We start from the raw sequence: 20,596 nt of genomic DNA, 5'->3' as shown, positions 1-20,596 counted from the left end.
TCGCCACCGAGGCCCCGACAGGCACACCTGAACGGGGGGAAAGACTTGACCACCCAGGCGCGCCGCCCGCCGGGGATACTCGGACACATGACAGCGGTAGGGGAGCGGCGCGCCGAACTCAGTCAGTTCCTGCGGTCCCGGCGGGCCCGGCTGCGGCCGGACGACGTGGGGCTGGTCTCGTACGGGCAGCGCAGGGTGCCGGGGCTGCGCCGTGAGGAGCTGGCGCAGCTCGCGGGGGTCAGCGTCGAGTACTACGTACGTCTGGAGCAGGGCCGCAACCCGCATGTGTCGGACGGCGTGCTCGAAGCGGTGGGACGGGCGCTGCGCCTCGACGAGGCCGAGCAGGAGCACCTGCGCAACCTCGCCCGCCCCGACCGGGCGCTGCCGGCCCGCCCCCGCGGAGCCCGCGCGGCACAGGGGGCCGCCGTACGGCCCGCGCTGCGCCGGCTGATCGACGCGCAGCCGGGGCCCGCCTACCTGTGCGGGCACGCCACCCAGGTGCTGGCCTGGAACCCCCTCGCGGCCGCCGTCTTCGGTGACTTCGGCCAACTGCCGCCGGACGAGCGGACGTTCGCGCACCTCGTCTTCCTCGACCCTGCCTACCGCGAGCTGTTCGCGGACAGTTGGCAGGCCAAGGCGGAGTCCACGGTCGCGTTTCTGCGGGTCGGCGCGGGACGGCACCAGGACGATCCCGTACTGACCGGGCTGATCGGCACGCTCGCGGTGAAGAGCGAGGAGTTCCGGGTGCTGTGGGCGCGCCAGGACGTTCGGGACAAGGGGCCCGGGCGGTACGGGCTGCGCCACCCGCTGGTCGGCGCGCTCGACCTCGACTTCGAGATCCTGCACACCACCGAGCCCGGCCAGGTCCTGGTCGGCTACCTCCCGGCGCCCGGCACGGGAGCGCAGGACGCGCTCGGGCTGCTCGCCAGCTGGAACGCGCCGGCCGTGGACGCCGGGAGCGCGGGGGAGCGGCGTACGGGCTGATCGACAGGGTGTCGGGTCGGTGCGCCACCGCTCGACGCACCGTCCATTGTCCGCGCGGTGGGCAGGGCGGCATGCTGCCCGGGTGCCCCACACGTCGAAGAACTCCTCGCCGTCCCGTAGGTCCCTGCTGCGCGCGCTCGGCGGTGGCGCTGCCCTCGGCGCGCTCGCCGGCTGTGGGGTGCCCGCCGCCTATGTGTCACCCGGCGACCGCGCCGGAGCCGACCTCTCCGCCAGCGACAAGCGGCTGACCTGGGCGAACTGGCCGCTGTACATCGACACCGACGACGAGGACACGACACGTCGGCCAACGCTGGACGCTTTCGAGAAGCGCACCGGGATCGCCGTCGACTACGTCGAGGAGATCAACGACAACGACGAGTTCTTCGGCAAGATCAGCCCGTCCCTCATGAACCATCAGCGGACGGGCCGCGATCTGATCGTCATCAGCGACTGGATGTGCGCCCGGTTCGTCCGGCTCGGCTGGGTCCAGGAGATGGACCGCAGCCGCCAGCCCAACATCACCAAGTACCTTGACCCGCTGCTGCGTTCGCCCGCCTTCGACCCCGGGCGCAGGTCGACCGTGCCGTGGCAGTCGGGGATCACCGGCATCGCGTACAACCGACGCAGGGTCGGCCGCGAGATCAAGCACGTCTCCGACCTGTGGGCGGACGACCTGAAGGGCCGCGTCACCCTGCTCTCCGGACTGGACGAGGCGTTCGCGCTGCTCATGCAGGGCAACGGCGTAGACATCACCAAGTGGACGGCGGACGACTTCCACACCGTCTGCGACCAGGTCGAGAAGCGTGTGCACAGCGGTCACATCCGGCGCTTCACCGGCAACGACTACATCAAGGACCTGTCGAGCGGTGACGTACTCGCGTGCCAGGCGTACTCCGGGGACGTGATCCAGCTCCAGGCCGACGACCCCGACATCCGCTTCGTCGTCCCCGAGGAGGGCGCGGAACTGTGGGCGGAGTCGCTGATGATCCCCAACCTGGCCCGCCACAAGGCCAACGCGGAGGAGCTCGTCGACTACTACTACCAGCCGGAGGTCGCCGCGGAGCTGGCCGCCTGGGTCAACTACGTCTGTCCGGTCCCCGCCGCCCAGGACGTCCTCGCCTCCTCCACGGACAAGGACACCGCCGCCCTCGCCGAGGACCCGCTGATCTTCCCCGACTCCGCCATGCGCAGGCGCCTCGCGATCGCCCGCGACATCGCGTCAACGGAACGCACGGAGTTCGCCAAGCGGTGGAACGCGATCGCGGGGCTGTAGCGCCTTCAGTGGGTACGGGGGCAGGTTTTGAACACGTTCAACCAGGGCGTACGCTCCTGCCATGAGCGACCGTGGTGGTGACAGAGCCGCCCTTCTCAAGGGCATCCGTGTGTGGCTGGTCCTCTTCGTCGTCTGCCTGGTGCTGAGCGGGGCGACGGCCTTCCCTCTGGTGCACGAACTGCACTGGACCGAGGACCTGTTGAGGTCCCTGTCCGTGCCGGAGCACCTGCCCGCCCTCATGGACTGGATCGAGCGCGTACGGCACGGGGTCGACGTCGCCGACGAGCAGTACCCCTTCCTGCTGTACGGCACGGACTGGCTGGCGTTCGCGCACCTCGTGATCGCCGTCGCCTTCTACGGGCCCTACCGCGACCCGGTCCGCAACATCTGGGTCGTCGAGTTCGCGATGATCGCCTGCGCCGGCATCGTCCCGCTCGCCCTGATCTGCGGACCGCTCCGCGGCATCCCCTTCTGGTGGTCGGTCATCGACATGTCCTTCGGGGTCTTCGGGGTGATCCCGCTGTACGTCGTCCGCACGAGGATTAAGCGGCTGGAGGCGCTCACCTCGGCTCCGCCGCCGCTCGCCGTGGCTACTTGAGGGCCGCCAGCGCGATCCGCTGGGCCACCGGGTTCATCGACTCGCCCTTCGCGTCGGTGGAGTTGACGGAGTAGACGAGGGTGCGGGAGAGGTCGCGGGTGGCCACCACGACCGCGCTGTAGCCGTAGCGGGCGCCCGACTTGAGCCAGTACACCTTGCCGCCGTACTCGAAGCGCTGGAGCCCGGCGCTCATGTCGGCGCCCTCGATGCCCGAGGGGACGGTGAACATCTCCTCCAGCTGCGGCTTGGGGACGATCTCGCCCCGGAAGAGGTGGGTGATCAGCCGCTCCAGGTCCGCGGTCGTGGAGATCATGTCGCCGGCCGCCCAGCGGTCCGCCTGGTTCCAGTCGGTGACGTCGACGAACTCCGTCGTGCCGTCGGCCTGCTTCACGGCCTGGTAGCCGTGGTTGTGCGGGCCGTGGATACGCGGGTCGGTCCCCGGGAAGTACGTGTGGTGCATCCCGGCGGGCCGGAGCACGCGCCGGGCGGCCTCGGAGGCGTACGAGTGGCCCGTGACCTTCTCGATCAGCATGCCGAGGATCGTGTAGTTGATGTTCAGGTAGTCCTGCTGCTCGCCCGGGTCGAACTCCGGGCCCTTGGCCACCGCCGACGCGACGACCTGCTTCGGGGTGAGCGTGTCGAAGCGGTGCGCGTACACGTCCTCGAAGGAGTCGCCGAAGCCGTCGCCCGCCTGGATCCCGCTGGTGTGGTTCAGCAACTGCCGTACGGTGATCGGCTTGAAGGCGGGCGACAGCAGCTCGGGGAGGTACTTCTGCACGGGGGCGCCGAGGTCGATCCTGTCCTCGGCCGCGAGGTCCAGCACCACCGCCGCCGTGACGACCTTCGTGGTCGAACCGGCACGGAAGCGCGCGTTCGGGTCCGCCTTGCGGCGGCTTTCCAGATCGTGCACCCCGGCGCTCCCTCGCCATGTGCCGTCGCTGCCGCCGACCCGTACGAGCGCGGCCGTCGCATCGGAGTCCGGCAGCCCGGCGAGCGCGGCGCGCAGGGCCGCGGCGTCAGGGCCGGCAGCGGCGGAGTGCGCGGCCGCGGCCGCGGCGGGGGACGAGGCAAATGCGGGGGCGGCCAGTGGTCCGGCCGTCAGGCCCAGGACGAGGGCGGTGGCCACGGCGGTGAGGGTTCGGCTGCGAACAGGCATGCGGCTGCTCCTGAGTGGTGTGGGAAGGGGTCTGCAGGCGTCTGGTGATCATCCTGTGGCCGCCCGCCGCCTCGCGGATCGTCGCCGAGGAGGGCACCGCCCCTGGTATCCGCCCGGAGCAACACCCGCTGTGCACAAGGGTGTTGTGCGGGTTCACCCCTAGGGCGGGCGCGGCGAAAGTTTCGGCGCCGGAAAAGTGTTATCGCGGAAGGCGTCCTTCCGTCTCCATATGCGGAGGCGGGGCGCAGGCCTCTGCGGCCTTACCCGGCCGGTGTGATCTCCGACATAGGGAGCGGGCAGGCGAAGCCGCGGCTGAGAGGGTGCGGGGAAGACCGGCGGCAGGTCGGTGACATCGAAAGGTGCGAGGTACGTACGTGGACGGGCGGCAGTGGCGCTCCACCATCGCGGCGGCGCAGGACGGTGACCGGCGGGCACTGGACGAGCTGGTCGCGGGCTGGCTCCCCCTCGTCTACAACATCGTCGGCCGTGCCCTGAACGGCCACGCGGACGTCGACGACGTCGTGCAGGAGACCATGCTGCGCGCCGTCGACAACCTCGGCTCGCTGCGCGACCCGGACAGCTTCCGGTCCTGGCTGGTCGCCATCGCCATGCGCCAGATACGCGACCGGGCGCGCCGCCGCACGTCCGAGACGCTGGACGACGGCGCGGGCGACCAGGCCGCCGACTTCGCCGAACTGACCGTGCTGCGGCTCCAGTTGGAGGGGCAGCGACGCGAGGTCGCGGAAGCCGTGCGCTGGCTCGACGACGAGGACCGCCAACTGCTCTCGCTGTGGTGGCTGGAGGTCGCGGGCGAGCTCACCCGGCGCGAACTGGCCGCGGCCGTCGGGATCAGCCGCCAGCATGCCGCCGTCCGCGTCCAGCGCATGAAGGCCCGCCTGGAGGCCGCGCGCGGCATCGTGCGCGCCCTCGACTCGTCCTGCCCGGACCTGCGCAAGGTGACCGCCCGCTGGGGCGGGCGGCCCGACTCGGTGTGGCGCAAGCGGTTCGCCCGGCACATCCGGGGCTGCGCCCGCTGCTCCGGGCCCGCCGAGACTGTCGTACCGGCCGAACGGCTCCTCGTCGGCATCGCCCTCGTTCCGATACCCGTCGGCTTCACGCTGTCCCTGGCGCTCGGCGGCAAGACGGCGGCGGCCGTCGCCGCGGCGGTGCCGGTCGGCTGGTCGGCGAAGGTGCTCGGCGTGCTGAGCAAGCCCGCCGTCGCGGTGACGGCGGGCGCGACCCTCGCGGCCGGCGGGGTGTACGTCGTGACGCAGGTGCCGGACGCCCCGCCGCCGCGGGCCCTCGCACCGACGGCCGCGAGCACGGCCCGTCCGCCGGCCCGGAACACGGCCGCCCCGGCGAGCCCGTCGCACTCGACCTCCCCGTCCGCCACTCCTTCGCCTTCCGCGTCCGCCGGCACCCGCGTCCAGCCGTACGGCACCGTCGTCGACGCCGTCGACCCGGCCCCGGACCCCCGCGCGCGGCCCGCCGCGCTGCCGCACCGGCCCGAGTCAGGGCTCACCAGCAGCGGCGGCGCGCACGCCGTGATGAACCACCGCGGGGACAACGTGGTGCTCAAGGGCCAGGGCTATGTCCTGGTCCGCTGGCAGATCTCCCCGAAGTACCGGGCCGGAGCGCTGGCCATGCCGAGCTGGACCGGACTGAAGGGCAAGCTCTTCCATGTGGCGTCGGGCGGCGGCCGCCGGATGGACGACACCTTCCCGGACAGCGGCGACGGCTACACGTCCGGCATGGGCGGGCCCGACATCGGCTACGCCGTACCGCCGGCCGGCACCCAGCAGATGTGGCAGAACGAGTACTTCTACCTCGACGGCGCGGTCACCCTCACCGTGAACGAGCGCGGCGCCGACTACGGCCTCAGCGTCTTCCCGTCGAGCCGGGACGCGGTCGAGGCGGACGTCACCACCGGCCCGGCCCAGGGCGCGATCCGCTACGGCCTCGTCCGCGACACCGGCAAGGACACGGCCCCGGTACCGCAGTACGTGACCCGCACGAGCCCGGCCGATCCGGCGACGGTCGCGCAGCACTCCCGCGTCTAGCGTTTCTCCGCCGCCGTCACGTCGTCCCCTTGCGCAGGGCGCACAACGCGTCGATGCGGTTGGTCGTGATCGAGTCCACGCCCATGTCGAGGAGCCGCCGCATGGAGCGCCGGGTGTCCGGGGTCCACACCGACAGCAGATGGCCGTCCCGGTGGACGCGGGCGGTGAGGTCGCGATCGACCAGCGCGAAGCGGTAGTTGAGCCAGCGGGGCCGGACCGCCGCGAGCAGCGCGGGCCGCGGCGGCGCGAGGGTCGTCCAGGTCAGCGCGATCTCCGCGGCGGGGTCGGCCGCGCGCACCGCGAGCATGGTCTCGGCGCCCGCGCAGTAGTACACCCGCTCCTCGGCCCCGCACTCGCGCACGACGTCGACGATCCGGCGTACGGCCCGTCCGTCCGGCCCGCCCGGCAGGTCGATCATGAGCCGGGCGTCACCGATCGCCGCCAGCGCGTCCACGAGCGTGGGCACCCCGCCGGCCGTGAGCCCGCGCACCTCGTCGAAGGAGAGCGAGCGCACCGGCCGGTCCTGCTCCCACAGCCGCTTCAGCGTCCCGTCGTGCAGCAGTACGGGCACCCCGTCGCGGGTGAGGCGGACGTCCACCTCCACCGCGTCCGCGCCCAGTCGCAGCGCGGAACGCAGCGAGTCGAGGGTGTTCTCACGGACGCGGTAGGGGTCGCCGCGGTGGGCGACGGCAGTCACGGTGTGCATGCGCCCATTGTGAAGCCGACGGGAGTCAGGGTGCGAGCCACACCGAGGTGTACGTGTCGATCTCCTCGGCGAGCTTCTTCTTGCCGGGCCCGTCCAGGAAGGACGCCTCGACGGCGTTCTTGGCGAGCGCGGCGAGGCCCCGCTCGTCGAGGTCGAGGAGCCGGGCGGCGACCGCGTACTCGTTGTTGAGGTCGGTACCGAACATCGGCGGGTCGTCGGAGTTGATGGTGACGAGCACGCCCGCGGCCACCATCTCCTTGACCGGGTGTTCGTCGAGGGTGCGGACCGCGCGAGTGGCGATGTTGGAGGTCGGGCAGACCTCCAGGGCGATGCGGTGCTCGGCGAGGTGCGCGAGGAGCTTCGGGTCCTGCGCGGAGCTGGTGCCGTGCCCGATGCGCTCGGCGCGCAGGTCCCGCAGGGAGTCCCAGACCGTCTCCGGGCCCGTCGTCTCACCGGCGTGCGGCACGGAGCGCAGGCCGGCGGCGATGGCGCGGTCGAAGTACGGCTTGAACTGCGGCCGCGGTACGCCGATCTCCGGCCCGCCGAGCCCGAACGAGACCAGGCCCTCGGGGCGCAGCCGGTCGTCCGTGGCCAGCCGCGTCGTCACCTCCGCCGCTTCCAGCCCCGCCTCTCCGGGGATGTCGAAGCACCAGCGCAGGACCACGCCGAGCTCCGCCTCCGCCGCCTTGCGGGCGTCCTCGATCGCCTCCATGAACGCGCGCTCGTCGATGCCGCGCCGGACCGAGGAGAACGGGGTGAGGGTCAGCTCGGCGTAGCGCACCTGCTGGCGTGCCATGTCGCGGGCCACCTCGTACGTGAGCAGCCGTACGTCCTCCGGGGTGCGGATGAGGTCGACGACGGACAGGTACACGTTGATGAAGTGGGCGAAGTCGGTGAACGTGAAGAAGTCGGCCAGGGCCTCGGGGTCGGTGGGCACCTTGGAGTCGGGGTGGCGGGCGGCCAGCTCGGAGACGATGCGCGGGGACGCGGAGCCCACGTGGTGCACGTGCAGTTCGGCCTTGGGCAGTCCGGCGATGAAGGCGTGCGGATCGCGGATGTCGACGTGCTCGGTCAAGGGGTTCCTCCCCGGGAACGGCGCCTGCGGACCGTGGTCGGCTGGGCGCGGGTGATCGGCTGATCGGTGACTCGGGATCATCGTAGGCCGACCGCCACACGCCGGGGGCTCGGGCCGTAGCATGACGGAACGTACGACAAAACGTACGACAAAGGGGGGACCGCACATGCCCGACGACGCGCAGGAGCCGGAAGCGGCTGCCGCGAATCCGTGGGCACCCCCGGCCCCTCCTCCCGCCGAGGACAGCGCACCGGCTCCCGCCGGGGAGGCCGCGACGCCTGGTGCGGGCGAGGCTTTCGGTGGGTCCGCCGGGCGGGGCGATGAGCGAGGGCCGGAGGTGGCGGGCGCGCTCGGGTGGGCGTCGCCGTCCTCGTCCTGCGAGGGCAGCGCACCCGGGCCCAGCGCGGAGGACGCCGTGGCCGACGCGGTGCCTGGTGCGTACGTCGGTCCCGTGGACGCGGTGCCCGGTGTGTCGGCCGGTCCGGTGGACAGGGCGCCCGGTGTGTCCGTCGGCCCAGGCGGCGCGGGGCCCGCCGCGGGCCGGCCTTCCGATCCGGCTCCCGGGCAGGGTCCCGCCGGTGAGTCCCGGGTCCCCCTGGACAAGGTCGTCGACGTCCCGCGTGCGGAGCCGAACCCGTGGGCGCCCCCGGTGGAAACGCCCCGGCCTCCGCGGCGCGGCACTCACACGTTCCCCTCCGCCCCTTCTCCCTCTTCTCCCTCTTCTCCCTCTGTCTTCTCCGCTCCCTCCGTCCACGGCGAACCGGTCCCCCCACCGCCTGTGGGTCCCGAGGGCCCCGGCCTGCCGCCGTACGGTCATGGCTACGGCTGGCCGGCGATGCCGCTCGCGCCGAGCAACGGGATGGGCACCGCCGGGCTGGTGCTCGGGATCCTCGCCGCCCTCGTGTTCTGCGTGTGGCCGCTGGCCATCGTGCTCGGCATCCTGGGCGTGGTCTTCGGCGCGCTCGGCCGGCGCAAGGCGCGCCGGGGCGAAGCGACGAACCCGGGTCAGGCGCTCGCCGGGATCATCTGCGGAGCCGTCGGCATCGCGCTGGGCATCGCCGTGGTGGTGATCGTCCTGGTCGCGCGCCACGACAGCGGGGACGGCGACTCCGACGACGGCGGCGACGGTTTCTCCACGTCGCTGTCCCTGTCACTGCCGCCGGCCGCGCAGCACGTCCGCCAGGACCTGTAGGCCCTCGGAGCTGTCGCTCCTGTGAGCGTCAGCCGCGCTCGCGCAGTCTCTCCCGCGCCTCCATCAGGGCGAAGCCCAGCAGATTCGGCCCCCGCCACTTCTCGGGATGCGCGGCCCGCTCGTCGTCCGCCGCGAGCCCGATGCCCCAGACGCGGTCCACGGGGCTGGCCTCCACGAGGACGCGGTCACCGGTGGCCAGCAGAAACGTCCGCAGATCGGGGTATGCGGCGAACTTGTGGACGCTGCCCTCCACCACGATCTCGTAGCGCTCCCGATCCCACACGGAGTCGTCGAAAGCGCGCACCAGCCGCCCCACCTTCTTGGCGAGCGCGGGACTGCGCGCCTCGACGGCCTGCCGCTCCGCCTCCGCATCCCCGAAGAGCCGCGCCTTGCCCGCCATCATCCAGTGCTCGGCGGTCGCGTAGCGCACCCCTTCCACGGTGAACGGCGACGGCCACCACTGGCTCAGACAGCTCGCGTCGACCTGCCCGGCGCGACGTGGCCGGTGCCCCCAGAAGTGCAGGTACTTGACCCTCGCCCCCGCGCGGACTTCCCTGGTCAGGACTTCCCAAGAATCGATCTTCCCCATGCACGCGAGTCTGGCACGCACCACTGACACTCCGTCCTGCCTTTTCCCGGTGGACTCGACACCTGGTCGACGCTTTCCTTAACTGATCGACAGAATTCGTCGCGTAACCAAAAGGCAACAACGGAATCACTTGTTGGAGTGCCATTGCTCTGTCAGGATCGGCACTCAAATCGAGCTGGAGCTACGCCGACCCCCGCTGGACGGGGAGGGTGGCGGAGGAGAGCGACATGCACAATGCGGGCCATCGCTTCCAGGCGCAGGACCGTTTCGCGGACGGCGCCCAGTACATCGCCGGGCGGCTGACCAAGGGCACCTCCGGCCGCACGCACGCGGTGGTCGACCCCGCCACCGGCGACGAGGTCTACTCGTACGAACTGGCGAGCACCGTGGACGTGGACGCGGCCGTCGCCGCGGCTCGTCAGGCGTTCCCCGGCTGGGCGGGTGCCACCCCCGGCGAGCGCTCCGACGCGCTGCACCGCTTCGCCGCCGTGCTCGCCGACCGCGCCGAGGAGTTCGCGCAGGCCGAGTCCCTGCAGTGCGGCAAACCCCTCAAGCTCACCCGTGAGTTCGACGTGCCCGGCACGATCGACAACACCTCGTTCTTCGCGGGCGCGGCCCGGCACCTCCAGGGGCAGTCCGCGGGCGAGTACTCCGGCGACCACACCTCGTACGTACGCCGTGAGCCCATCGGTGTCGTCGGCTCCATCGCGCCCTGGAACTACCCCCTCCAGATGGCGGCCTGGAAGATCCTCCCGGCCATCGCCGCGGGCAACACGATCGTGCTGAAGCCCGCCGAGCTGACCCCGCTCACCTCGCTGCTGTTCGCCGAGGCGGCGACCGCGGCCGGGATCCCCGACGGGGTCGTCAACATCATCACGGGCGCAGGGAAGGACGCGGGCGAGCACCTGGTCGGCCACCCCGACGTCGCCATGACCTCCTTCACCGGGTCCACCGCCGTCGGCAAGCGGGTCGCCGAGCTCGCCACCTCGACCGTCAAGCGGCTCCACCTGGAGCTGGGCGGCAAGGCCCCCTTCGTCGTCTTCGACGACGCCGACGTGGACGCCGCCGTGCACGGCGCGGTCGCGGGCTCGCTCATCAACACCGGCCAGGACTGCACGGCCGCCACGCGCGCGTACGTGCAAAGGCCCCTCTACGAGGAGTTCGTCACGAAGACGGCCGCCCTCATGGCGAGCGTCCGCGTGGGCGACCCCTTCGCGCCCGGCACCGACCTCGGCCCGCTGATCTCGCACGCCCAGCGCGACCGCGTCGCCGGATTCGTCGACCGGGCCCGCGCCTACGCCGAGGTCGTCACCGGCGGCGAGGCCCCCCAGGGAGAGCTCAAGAGCGGCGCGTACTACCGGCCCACCCTGGTCGTGGGCGCCGCCCAGGACAGCGAGATCGTGCAGTCCGAGATCTTCGGTCCCGTCCTGGTGGTGCTCCCCTTCGACACCGACGACGAGGGCATCCGCCTCGCCAACGACACGCCGTACGGGCTGGCCGCCTCCGCGTGGAGCCGCGACGTGTACCGGGCCGGCCGCGCCACCCGCGAGATCAAGGCGGGCTGCGTGTGGGTCAACGACCACATTCCGATCATCAGCGAGATGCCGCACGGCGGATACAAGGCGTCCGGTTACGGCAAGGACATGTCGGCGTACTCGTTCGAGGAGTACACCCAGATCAAGCACGTCATGTTCGACAACACGGCGGAGGTCAGGAAGGGCTGGCACCGCACGATCTTCGGGGACCGGCCGTAGCCGGCCGACCGGTCGCGGGCGACGGATCGGCCGGGATCGACCGACCGTTCGCCGGCGACCGGCCGGCTACCGCAGGGGGCAGACCAGGCCGAGACCAGGCCGCGACACTCCGGAAAGGCACCACGAGCATGGAGCAGTACGAGCCCGACCGACTCTCCCCGGTCCAACTGGCCGCCATGCGGCGCAGTTACAGGAACGGCAGGGCCTCTCTCAGCCGCCGTTCACTGCTGCGCGCCTCCGCCGGCGGCGCGCTCGCCGTCGGCGGTCTCGGGGCGCTGAGCGGCTGCGGGATCCCCGCCGCCGGCAAGACCCAGGGCGGCGTCTCCGCCGAGGACCACTCGGCCAAGGAGAAGACGATCAACTTCTCCAACTGGACCGAGTACATGGACGTGGACGACAGCGAGAAGCACCACCCCACGCTCGACGCGTTCACCGAACGCACCGGCATCAAGGTCAAGTACACCGAGGACATCAACGACAACGTCGAGTTCTTCGGCAAGATCAAGCCGCAGCTCGCGGCGGGCCAGGACACCGGACGCGACATCATCGTCGTCACCGACTGGCTGGCGGCCCGGATGATCCGCTTCGGGTGGGTCCAGAAACTGGACGCGGCCAACCTGCCGCACGCCTACACCAACCTCTCGCAGCAGTTCCGCAACCCCGACTGGGACCCGGGCCGCGCCTACTCGTACCCCTGGCAGGGCATCTCGACCGTCATCGCCTACAACAAGAAGGCGCTCGACGGCATCGAGGTGAAGTCGATCTCCGACATGCTCGACAACCCCAAGCTCAAGGGGCGCATCGGCTTCCTCTCGGAGATGCGCGACAGCATGGGCATGACGCTGCTGGACATGGGCAAGGACCCGTCGAAGTTCACCGACGACGACTTCGACGCGGCGATCGCGCGCCTCCAGAAGGCCGTCGACAAGGGCCAGATCCGCCGCTTCACCGGCAACGACTACACGTCCGACCTCACCAAGGGCGACCTCGCGGCCTGCGTCGCCTGGGCCGGTGACGTCGTCCAGCTCAAGGCGGACAGCCCCGACGTCGACTTCGTCATCCCCGACAGCGGCTACCTGACGTCCACGGACAACATGCTGATCCCCAACAAGGCACGTCACAAGACGAACGCCGAGCGGCTCATGGACTACTACTACGAGCCCGAGCCGGCCGCCAAGCTCGCCGCCTACATCAACTACGTCTGTCCCGTCGACGGGGTGAAGCCCTATCTCGCGAAGATCGACAAGGACGCGGCGAACAACCCGCTGATCATTCCTGACAAGGCCATGGCCGCCAAGTCGCACGCCTTCCGCTCACTGAGCCAGAAGGAAGAGACGGCCTACGAAGAGAAGTTCGCGAAGCTCACAGGGGCGTGACCACGATGACGAATGACAACAGCGGCGACGTCCGCCTCTCCGGGATCAGCAAGACGTACGGCTCCTTCACCGCCGTGCATCCGCTCGACCTGACCGTGCCGCAGGGCTCCTTCTTCGCCCTGCTGGGCGCCTCGGGCTGCGGCAAGACCACCACCCTGCGCATGATCGCCGGCCTGGAGGAGCCCTCCGGGGGCACCGTCTCGCTCGGCGACCAGGACGTGACGAACCTGCCGCCGTACAAGCGGCCGGTGAACACCGTCTTCCAGTCGTACGCCCTCTTCCCGCACCTCGACATCTTCGAGAACGTCGCCTTCGGTCTGCGCCGGCGCGGCATCAAGTCGGTGAAGAAGCAGGTCGAGGACATGCTGGAGCTCGTCCAGCTCGGCGAGCAGGCCCGCAAGAAGCCGCACCAGCTCTCCGGCGGCCAGCAGCAGCGTGTCGCCGTGGCCCGCGCGCTGATCAACACGCCCAAGGTGCTCCTGCTCGACGAACCCCTCGGCGCCCTCGACCTCAAGCTGCGCCGCCAGATGCAGCTGGAGCTCAAGCGCATCCAGACCGAGGTCGGCATCACCTTCATCCATGTCACGCACGACCAGGAGGAGGCCATGACCATGGCCGACACGGTCGCCGTGATGAACGGAGGCCGCGTCGAGCAACTCGGCTCGCCCGTCGACCTCTACGAGAACCCGAACACCACGTTCGTCGCCAACTTCCTCGGCACCTCCAACCTCATCGAGGCCGAGGTCGACTCCAAGAGCGGCGACGAGATCGTCCTCAGGGCCGGCGGCGGCAAGCTGATGCTGCCCGAGGCGCGATGTTCGGCGCCCACGGCGACCGGCGGCAAGGTGCTGGTCGGCGTGCGCCCCGAGAAGATCTCGCTGACGCACGCCGACGACGCAGGGGAGATCCCGGCGGGCCGCAACCGCATCACCGGAAAGATCGCCGACTCCAGCTTCATCGGCGTCTCCACGCAGTACGTCATCGACAGCGCGGTCTGCCCGGAGTTCGAGGTCTACGCACAGAACGTCGACCGCGACCCCCGCCTGGTGCCCGGCACCGACGTCGTCCTGCACTGGAACCCGGCGCACACCTTCGGCCTGGACGCGGCGCAGGACATAGACGCGGGTGTCGAGTCGGTCGAGGAAGAGGCCGCCTGATGTCGACGCTCACCGAGGCGCCACCGCCTCTCGCGCCCAGCGCGCCCGAGAAGAAGCCGCCGCGCAAACGGGGCCGCCTGACGCCGTACTGGCTGCTGCTGCCCGGCATGCTGTGGCTGATCGTCTTCTTCGCGCTGCCGATGGTCTACCAGGCCTCCACGTCCGTGCAGACGGGCTCCCTGGAGGACGGCTTCAAGGTCACCTGGCACTTCCAGACGTACTGGGACGCGCTGGTCGACTACTACCCGCAGTTCCTGCGCTCCATCCTCTACGCGGGCTCGGCGACGATCCTGTGCCTGCTGCTCGGCTACCCGCTGGCCTATCTGATCGCCTTCCGCGCGGGCCGCTGGCGCAACCTGATCATGATCCTGGTGATCGCGCCGTTCTTCACCAGCTTCCTGATCCGCACCCTCGCCTGGAAGACGATCCTCGCGGACGGCGGCCCGGTGGTCGGCGCCCTCAACTCGCTGCACGTCCTGGACGTCACCAGCTGGCTCGGCATCACGGCCGGCGACCGCGTCCTCGCGACCCCGCTCGCGGTCGTCTGCGGTCTGACGTACAACTTCCTGCCGTTCATGATCCTGCCGCTCTACACCTCGCTGGAGCGGATCGACGGGCGGCTGCACGAGGCGGCGGGCGACCTGTACGCGCGGCCGTTCACCACCTTCCGCAAGGTGACCTTCCCGCTGTCGATGCCGGGCGTCGTCTCCGGAACACTGCTGACCTTCATCCCGGCCAGCGGTGACTACGTGAACGCCGACCTGCTCGGCTCCACGGACACCCGCATGGTCGGCAACGTCATCCAGACGCAGTTCCTGCGGATTCTCGACTATCCGACCGCCGCGGCGCTCTCGTTCATCCTCATGGCCGGAATCCTCTTCATGGTCACGTTCTACATCCGTAAGTCCGGGACGGAGGATCTGGTTTAAATGGCCTTCGTCAACTGGCTCAAGCGTCATTTCGTCGTCATCGCGGGACTGGGGACGCTCGGATATCTGCTGCTGCCCAACGTCGTCGTCACGGTGTTCTCCTTCAACAAGCCGAAGGGGCGCTTCAACTACGAGTGGCAGAACTTCTCCACGGACGCCTGGCGCGACCCGTGCGGTGTCGCCGACATGTGCGGCTCGCTCTCGCTCAGCCTGCAGATCGCCGTCTGGGCGACGCTCGGCGCCACCATCCTCGGCACGATGATCGCCTTCGCGCTGGTCCGCTACCGCTTCCGCGCGCGCGGCGCGGTGAACTCGCTGATCTTCCTGCCGATGGCGATGCCCGAGGTCGTGATGGCCGCCTCGCTGCTCACCCTGTTCCTCAACATGGGCGCCCAGCTGGGCTTCTGGACGATCCTCATCGCCCACATCATGTTCTGCCTCAGCTTCGTCGTCACCGCCGTGAAGGCACGTGTGATGTCGATGGACCCGCGTCTTGAGCAGGCCGCGCAGGACCTGTACGCAGGGCCGGTGCAGACCTTCGTGCGCGTCACGCTGCCCATCGCGGCCCCCGGGATCGCCGCGGGCGCACTGCTCGCCTTCGCGCTCTCCTTCGACGATTTCATCATCACCAATTTCAACGCGGGCTCGACCGTCACCTTCCCCATGTTCGTCTGGGGTTCGGCGCAGCGCGGAACACCCGTTCAGATCAATGTCATCGGTACGGCCATGTTCCTCATCGCCGTACTGTTCGTCCTGTTCGCCATGGTCGTAGGAAACCGTCGGAACAGGCAAAAGGCATAACGCTCGTAGGGAGTTGAAATCATGGCCCCAGGCGCCATGAGCAGTTGGACGAAGTCTCTTTCCGAAGCCCAGCCGGTGTCGTACTGGCTGGACGACCCCGGCAAGCCCCGCCCCGAGCCCGCCCTCACCGGCGCCGAGACCTGCGACCTGCTCGTCGTCGGCGGTGGCTACAGCGGACTGTGGACCGCGCTGATCGCCAAGGAGCGCGACCCGCAGCGGGACGTGGTGCTGGTGGAGGGCCGCGAGGTGGGCTGGGCCGCCTCCGGCCGCAACGGCGGCTTCTGCGCAGCATCGCTCACCCACGGTCTGGCCAACGGGCTCGCCCGCTGGCCGGACGAGATCGGGAAGCTGGAGGAGCTGGGCGCCCGCAACCTCGACGAGATCGAGGCGGCGGTCGCCCGCTACTCCATCGACTGCGACTTCGAGCGCACCGGCGAGATCGACGTCGCCACCGAGCCGCACCAGGCGGCCGAACTGCGGGAGTGGTACGAGGAACTGGAGCGCGCGGGCCTCGCGGACGGCGTCGAGTTCCTGGACGCCGACGCGGTCCGCGAGCAGGTCGACTCGCCGACCTTCCTGGCCGGTCTGCACGACCGCCGCGGCGTCGCCATGCTGCACCCCGCCAAGCTCGCCTGGGGCCTCAAGCGCGCCTGCGTGCAGCTGGGGGTGCGGGTGTACGAGAACACGCCCGCGCTCGATCTGAAGGCGTACGGCGCCGGGATGGCCGTCCGCACGCCGTACGGCTCGGTTCGCGCCCGCAAGGTCGCGCTCGGCACCAACATCTTCCCGAACCTGGTCAAGCGCGTGCGGTCGTACACCGTGCCGGTCTACGACTACGCGCTGATGACCGAACCGCTGACCGCCGACCAGCTCGCCTCCATCGGCTGGAAGAACCGCCAGGGACTCGGCGACAGCGCCAACCAGTTCCACTACTTCCGGCTCTCCGCCGACAACCGCATCCTGTGGGGCGGGTACGACGCGATCTATCCGTACGGCGGCCGGGTGCGCGCCGAGTACGACGACCGCCCGGAGACGTACGCGAAGCTCGCCGGGCACTTCTTCACCTGCTTCCCGCAGCTGGAGGGCGTGCGGTTCACGCACGCGTGGGGCGGCGCCATCGACACCTGCTCGCGCTTCTCTGCCTTCTTCGGCACCGCGCACCAGGGGAAGGTCGCGTACGCGGCCGGGTACACGGGCCTCGGTGTGGGCGCGACCCGCTTCGGCGCGGACGTGATGCTGGACCTGCTGTCGGGCGAGACCACGGAGCGCACCTCCCTCGAAATGGTCCGCAAGAAGCCGCTGCCCTTCCCGCCCGAGCCCTTCGCCTGGACGGGCATCGCCCTCACCAAGTGGTCGCTGGCCCGCGCGGACGCGCACGGCGGGCGCCGCAACCTCTGGCTGAAGACCATGGACAAGCTGGGGCTGGGCTTCGACAGTTGACGCCCGGCGGGGCACGGGGGCGCATCGAAGCGCCCTTGATCCAACGGCGTACGCCCTGCTCAACCGCAGTGACGCGGTTCACTACCAACTGGTAGAGGAAACCCGCGTAATGCTCGGCCGGGGACCTCCCTCTCTCCTGTGACGCGACTGGCGTCCACACGAGAAAGAGGGAGGTTCCGTCATGACAGGGGCCAAGACCGCGGTCGAGTGGCTGGCATCCGTGGCTCCGGATCCCGAGGCCTGCCGGTGGGAATGGGAGCGCAATCCCCTCGGGGTCGCGCTGCTTCCGGCGGGAAAACTCTGGGACGTGCTCATCCTGCCGGGTGCTCTCGGCTATCCCACGCTCGACGTACTGACCCGCGTGATCGACCAACCCGGCCCGGTGCTCGTCGACTTCGGCGACGCCCGGATGGGCTTCTTCGTGCCCGCGGGCACGGCGGCCCGGTGGCTGGGCACGGGGGTGCGCACGGCGGGGCGCGGCACGTGGATCGTGGTGCCGTACCCCGGACGGTCGAGCGGCAGTGTCCGCTGGCTCGTCCCGCCGGACGGTTCGGGCACCCTCACCGACCCGGCGTTGCTGGAACTGGCGATGCACGAGGCGGCCGCGGGTCTCGCCATAGAGGAGGACCGCTGACCGTCAGAGGTCTTGACAAGTGAATTGGTCTGGACCAAATTGGGCGCGCTCCACCCTCCTGAATCCCCCCATGCCTGGAGGCAGTTGTGGATCGCACCAGACCACTCGCGCGTCGCCGACTTCTCGCTGTAGGCACGGCCGTCCTCCTGGCCGTACCCGGCATTACCGCGCTCTCGTCGGCCGCCCGTGCGGCCGACGCGGACCTCGCCCGAAACGGCGGCTTCGAGTCCGGCCTGGACGGCTGGACCTGTACCGCGGGCAGCGGTGCGAGCGTCAACTCACCTGTGCACAGCGGAAGTTCCGCGCTGAAGGCGACCCCGGCCGGCAGCGACAACGCCCAGTGCGCGCAGACGGTGACCGTCAAACCCGACTCGCAGTACACCCTCGCCGGATACGTCCGCGGCAGCTACGTCTACCTCGGCGCGAGCGGCACCGGCACCACCGACGTCTCCACCTGGACCCAGTCCGCCCCCGACTGGCAGCACCTCACCAGCACCTTCCGCACCGGAGCGTCCACCACCAAGGTCACGATCTACACCCACGGCTGGTACGGCACCGGGGCCTACTACGCCGACGACGTCTCCCTGACCGGCCCCGGCGTCGACGCCGGTCAGCCGCCCGCCGCGCCCACCGGCCTCAAGGCCGGCACCGTCACGTCCAGCAGCGTCCCCCTGTCCTGGTCCGCGGTCTCCGGCGCGACCGGTTACGCGATCTACCGCGACGGGGCGAAAGTCCAGACGGCGACCGGCACTTCGGCCACCGTGAGCGGCCTCGCGCCCTCCACCGCGTACAGCTTCCAGGTCGCCGCGGTGAACGACGCGGGGGAGTCGGCCAGATCGGCAGCGGTGACCGCGACGACATCGGCCGGATCGAGCGGCTCCACCGACCTGCCCGCCCACGCCCTGGTCGGCTACCTCCACGCGAGCTTCGCCAACGGCGCCGGCTATACGCGGATGGCCGACGTCCCCGACAGCTGGGACGTCATCGACCTGGCCTTCGGCGAACCCACCTCCACCACCTCCGGCGACATCCGCTTCACCCGCTGCCCGGTCACCGAGTGCCCGAGCGTCGAGAGCGACGCCGACTTCAAGGCGGCCATCAAGGCCAAGCAGGCGGCGGGCAAGAAGGTCCTGATATCCATCGGCGGCCAGAACGGCCAGGTCCAGCTGACGACGACGGCGGCCCGCGACACCTTCGTGTCGTCGGTCTCGAAGATCATCGACACCTACGGCCTCGACGGCCTGGACATCGACTTCGAGGGCCACTCACTCTCCCTCGACGCGAGCGACACCAACTTCAGGAGCCCGACCACGCCCGTGATCGTCAACCTGATCTCGGCCCTGAAGACCCTGAAGGCGAAGTACGGCACGAAGTTCGTGCTGACGATGGCGCCGGAGACCTTCTTCGTCCAACTCGGATACCAGTACTACGGCACCGGCAAGTGGGGCGGCCAGGACCCGCGCGCGGGAGCGTACCTCCCGGTGATCTACGCCCTGCGCGACGACCTGACGCTGCTGCACGTCCAGGACTACAACTCCGGGTCGATCATGGGCCTCGACAACCAGTACCACTCCATGGGCGGCGCCGACTTCCACATCGCGATGACCGACATGCTCCTGACCGGCTTCCCGGTCGCGGGCGACGCGAACAACGTCTTCCCGCCGCTGCGCCCCGATCAGATCGCGATCGGCATGCCGGCGACGACCAACGCGGGCAACGGATACGTGTCGCCGGCAGAGGTGAACAAGACCCTGGACTGTCTGACCAGGAAGACCAACTGCGGCTCGTACGCCACCCACGGCACCTGGCCCGCCCTGCGCGGCCTGATGACCTGGTCGGTCAACTGGGACCGCTTCGCGAACCGGGAGTTCTCGAAGAACTTCGACGGCTACTTCGGCTGAGGAAGAGCCACAGCGCGGCGAGCAGCATCGTGCACAGGCACCAGCTCCCCGCCACGTCCAGGGGCCAGTGGTAGCCGCGGCGGATCAGGCCGAAGGGGACCGCGAGGTTGAGGGCGGCGCAGGCGGCGAGCAGGGCGCGGCGGCTGCGGCGGCCGTGCAGCCAGGGGAGGAGGAGCAGGGTCGCGGTGCCGTAGGCGATGACGGCGGTCGCCGTGTGGCCCGAGGGGTAGAAGGCGGTTCCCGAGTCCGGGCCCATGGTCGGTGGGCCCGGCCGGGCGGTCAGTTCCTTCAGGGGGACGACCAGCGCCGGTACGGCGGCCATGAGTACGGCCCCGGCGGCCGGTTCCAGCCACCAGCGCGGCAGCCGGGCGGCCCGGGCGCGCCATGCGACGTACACCAGGACGGCGGCGAGGACGGGAACGGCGACCGTGCTGTTGCCGAAGTCGGAGAGGAATCCGTAGATCCGCTCGGGCTGCACGACGGCGGCGCTGAGGCGTTCGTCCGCGCGCGCAAGAGGGCCGCCCACGACGACCTGCCAGGTGATCAGGGCGAAGAGGACGGCCGGAAGAGCGAAGAATCCGAGAAGCCCGAGGAGTCCGAAAGAGGACGGCCGCCCCGGAACAGGGGGGGTAGTTCCGAGGCGGCCGTCCGGATCGGGTTGTCGCACGCCCCGGGGGGTTTGGGGCGGGCGACTGTCCGATCGGTGAGGAGATCCGGAGCCAGAGGCTCCGAGTGTGTGCGCGAGGGCACGACCAGGGCGAAGCTGGGGAGGCCCCGACCCGGTGTCGCCCACAGTCCCCTGTGGGCGGGGTGTATCTCTCATCTGCATAGAACCTACGGCAGGGGGTGCGGGTCCGACAGGCGGAATCGCGTCCCGTCATGCACCTCGCACACCTTCTTCACACGCTCTGACCCTTGCCGCCGAGGCGCCGGAAGGGCCCGCGTTCACCCACACGAGTGAAGCGGAATCC

The 20,596-nt window shown here is 70.3% G+C and carries 17 protein-coding genes and 1 pseudogene; 13 read left to right on the top strand and 5 right to left on the bottom strand.

Translation table 11 applies throughout. The features are described 5' to 3' along the window. The first annotated feature begins 87 nt into the window (after positions 1-87). The 3 genes from ACN6LB_RS13310 (at position 88) to ACN6LB_RS13300 (ending at position 2,855) form a co-directional block, all read left to right on the top strand. Complete coding sequence (locus ACN6LB_RS13310; RefSeq protein ID WP_445025979.1) at positions 88-984, top strand: helix-turn-helix transcriptional regulator; 897 nt, start codon at positions 88-90, stop codon at positions 982-984. An 82-nt stretch (positions 985-1,066) separates the two neighbouring features. After that, on the top strand, positions 1,067-2,257 hold the full coding sequence (locus tag ACN6LB_RS13305) for an ABC transporter substrate-binding protein (RefSeq protein ID WP_445025978.1): 1,191 nt from the start codon (positions 1,067-1,069) through the stop codon (positions 2,255-2,257). Between the two features lie 61 nt (positions 2,258-2,318). Further along, positions 2,319-2,855, top strand: a complete 537-nt coding sequence (locus tag ACN6LB_RS13300) for a hypothetical protein (protein WP_445025977.1) — start codon at positions 2,319-2,321, stop codon at positions 2,853-2,855. Here the strand turns inward: ACN6LB_RS13300 and ACN6LB_RS13295 are convergent. Further along, on the bottom strand, positions 2,848-4,011 hold the full coding sequence (locus ACN6LB_RS13295; RefSeq protein WP_445025976.1) for a serine hydrolase domain-containing protein: 1,164 nt from the start codon (positions 4,009-4,011) through the stop codon (positions 2,848-2,850). The genes ACN6LB_RS13300 and ACN6LB_RS13295 overlap by 8 nt on opposite strands. 374 nt (positions 4,012-4,385) lie before the next feature. Between ACN6LB_RS13295 and ACN6LB_RS13290 the strand changes: the two genes are divergently transcribed. After that, on the top strand, positions 4,386-6,071 hold the full coding sequence (locus ACN6LB_RS13290) for a sigma-70 family RNA polymerase sigma factor (protein ID WP_445026010.1): 1,686 nt from the start codon (positions 4,386-4,388) through the stop codon (positions 6,069-6,071). A gap of 16 nt (positions 6,072-6,087) precedes the next feature. On the opposite strand, the gene ACN6LB_RS13285 is transcribed toward ACN6LB_RS13290, so the two are convergent. Together ACN6LB_RS13285 and ACN6LB_RS13280 are read right to left on the bottom strand one after the other, a co-directional pair. After that, positions 6,088-6,777: a glycerophosphodiester phosphodiesterase gene (locus ACN6LB_RS13285; protein ID WP_356135572.1), complete on the bottom strand. Its 690-nt coding sequence runs from the start codon at positions 6,775-6,777 to the stop codon at positions 6,088-6,090. Between the two features lie 25 nt (positions 6,778-6,802). Next, positions 6,803-7,952: pseudogene (locus tag ACN6LB_RS13280) on the bottom strand (adenosine deaminase). 66 nt (positions 7,953-8,018) lie between these two features. On the opposite strand from ACN6LB_RS13280, the gene ACN6LB_RS13275 reads away from it, so the two are divergent. Continuing rightward, the gene (locus tag ACN6LB_RS13275) at positions 8,019-9,044 is read left to right on the top strand and encodes a DUF4190 domain-containing protein (RefSeq protein ID WP_445025975.1); all 1,026 of its coding nucleotides are present in this window, start codon (positions 8,019-8,021) and stop codon (positions 9,042-9,044) included. A 28-nt stretch (positions 9,045-9,072) separates the two neighbouring features. On the opposite strand, the gene ACN6LB_RS13270 is transcribed toward ACN6LB_RS13275, so the two are convergent. Next, positions 9,073-9,633 carry an NADAR family protein gene (locus ACN6LB_RS13270; RefSeq protein WP_445025974.1) on the bottom strand — a complete coding sequence of 187 codons (561 nt, stop codon included), beginning with the start codon at positions 9,631-9,633 and terminating at the stop codon, positions 9,073-9,075. A gap of 227 nt (positions 9,634-9,860) precedes the next feature. Between ACN6LB_RS13270 and ACN6LB_RS13265 the strand changes: the two genes are divergently transcribed. The 8 genes from ACN6LB_RS13265 (at position 9,861) to ACN6LB_RS13230 (ending at position 19,625) form a co-directional block, all read left to right on the top strand. Then, entirely contained in the window at positions 9,861-11,387 is a 1,527-nt protein-coding gene (locus tag ACN6LB_RS13265) for a gamma-aminobutyraldehyde dehydrogenase (protein ID WP_445025972.1), read from the top strand. Positions 11,388-11,515: 128 nt separating this feature from the next. Further along, on the top strand, positions 11,516-12,763 hold the full coding sequence (locus tag ACN6LB_RS13260; RefSeq protein WP_445025971.1) for a polyamine ABC transporter substrate-binding protein: 1,248 nt from the start codon (positions 11,516-11,518) through the stop codon (positions 12,761-12,763). Beyond that, on the top strand, positions 12,760-13,920 hold the full coding sequence (locus tag ACN6LB_RS13255; RefSeq protein ID WP_445025970.1) for an ABC transporter ATP-binding protein: 1,161 nt from the start codon (positions 12,760-12,762) through the stop codon (positions 13,918-13,920). The genes ACN6LB_RS13260 and ACN6LB_RS13255 overlap by 4 nt, the downstream gene beginning before the upstream one ends. After that, entirely contained in the window at positions 13,920-14,849 is a 930-nt protein-coding gene (locus tag ACN6LB_RS13250) for an ABC transporter permease (protein ID WP_356135561.1), read from the top strand. Before ACN6LB_RS13255 ends, ACN6LB_RS13250 begins: the two co-directional genes overlap by 1 nt. Then, a complete protein-coding gene (locus tag ACN6LB_RS13245; protein WP_445025969.1) occupies positions 14,850-15,650 on the top strand; it encodes an ABC transporter permease in 801 nt (266 codons plus the stop codon). A 21-nt stretch (positions 15,651-15,671) separates the two neighbouring features. Beyond that, entirely contained in the window at positions 15,672-17,090 is a 1,419-nt protein-coding gene (locus tag ACN6LB_RS13240; RefSeq protein ID WP_445025968.1) for an NAD(P)/FAD-dependent oxidoreductase, read from the top strand. 181 nt (positions 17,091-17,271) lie between these two features. After that, entirely contained in the window at positions 17,272-17,724 is a 453-nt protein-coding gene (locus ACN6LB_RS13235) for a hypothetical protein (RefSeq protein WP_445025966.1), read from the top strand. 86 nt (positions 17,725-17,810) lie between these two features. Further along, complete coding sequence (locus ACN6LB_RS13230) at positions 17,811-19,625, top strand: chitinase (protein WP_445025965.1); 1,815 nt, start codon at positions 17,811-17,813, stop codon at positions 19,623-19,625. On the opposite strand, the gene ACN6LB_RS13225 is transcribed toward ACN6LB_RS13230, so the two are convergent. Then, the gene (locus tag ACN6LB_RS13225; RefSeq protein WP_445026009.1) at positions 19,564-20,418 is read right to left on the bottom strand and encodes a phosphatase PAP2 family protein; all 855 of its coding nucleotides are present in this window, start codon (positions 20,416-20,418) and stop codon (positions 19,564-19,566) included. The two genes, ACN6LB_RS13230 and ACN6LB_RS13225, sit on opposite strands and share 62 nt — an antisense overlap. Between the last annotated feature and the right edge of the window lie 178 nt (positions 20,419-20,596).

The organism is Streptomyces sp. SAS_270 (assembly GCF_052543295.1).
This window is presented reverse-complemented; position numbering and strand designations above follow the sequence as displayed.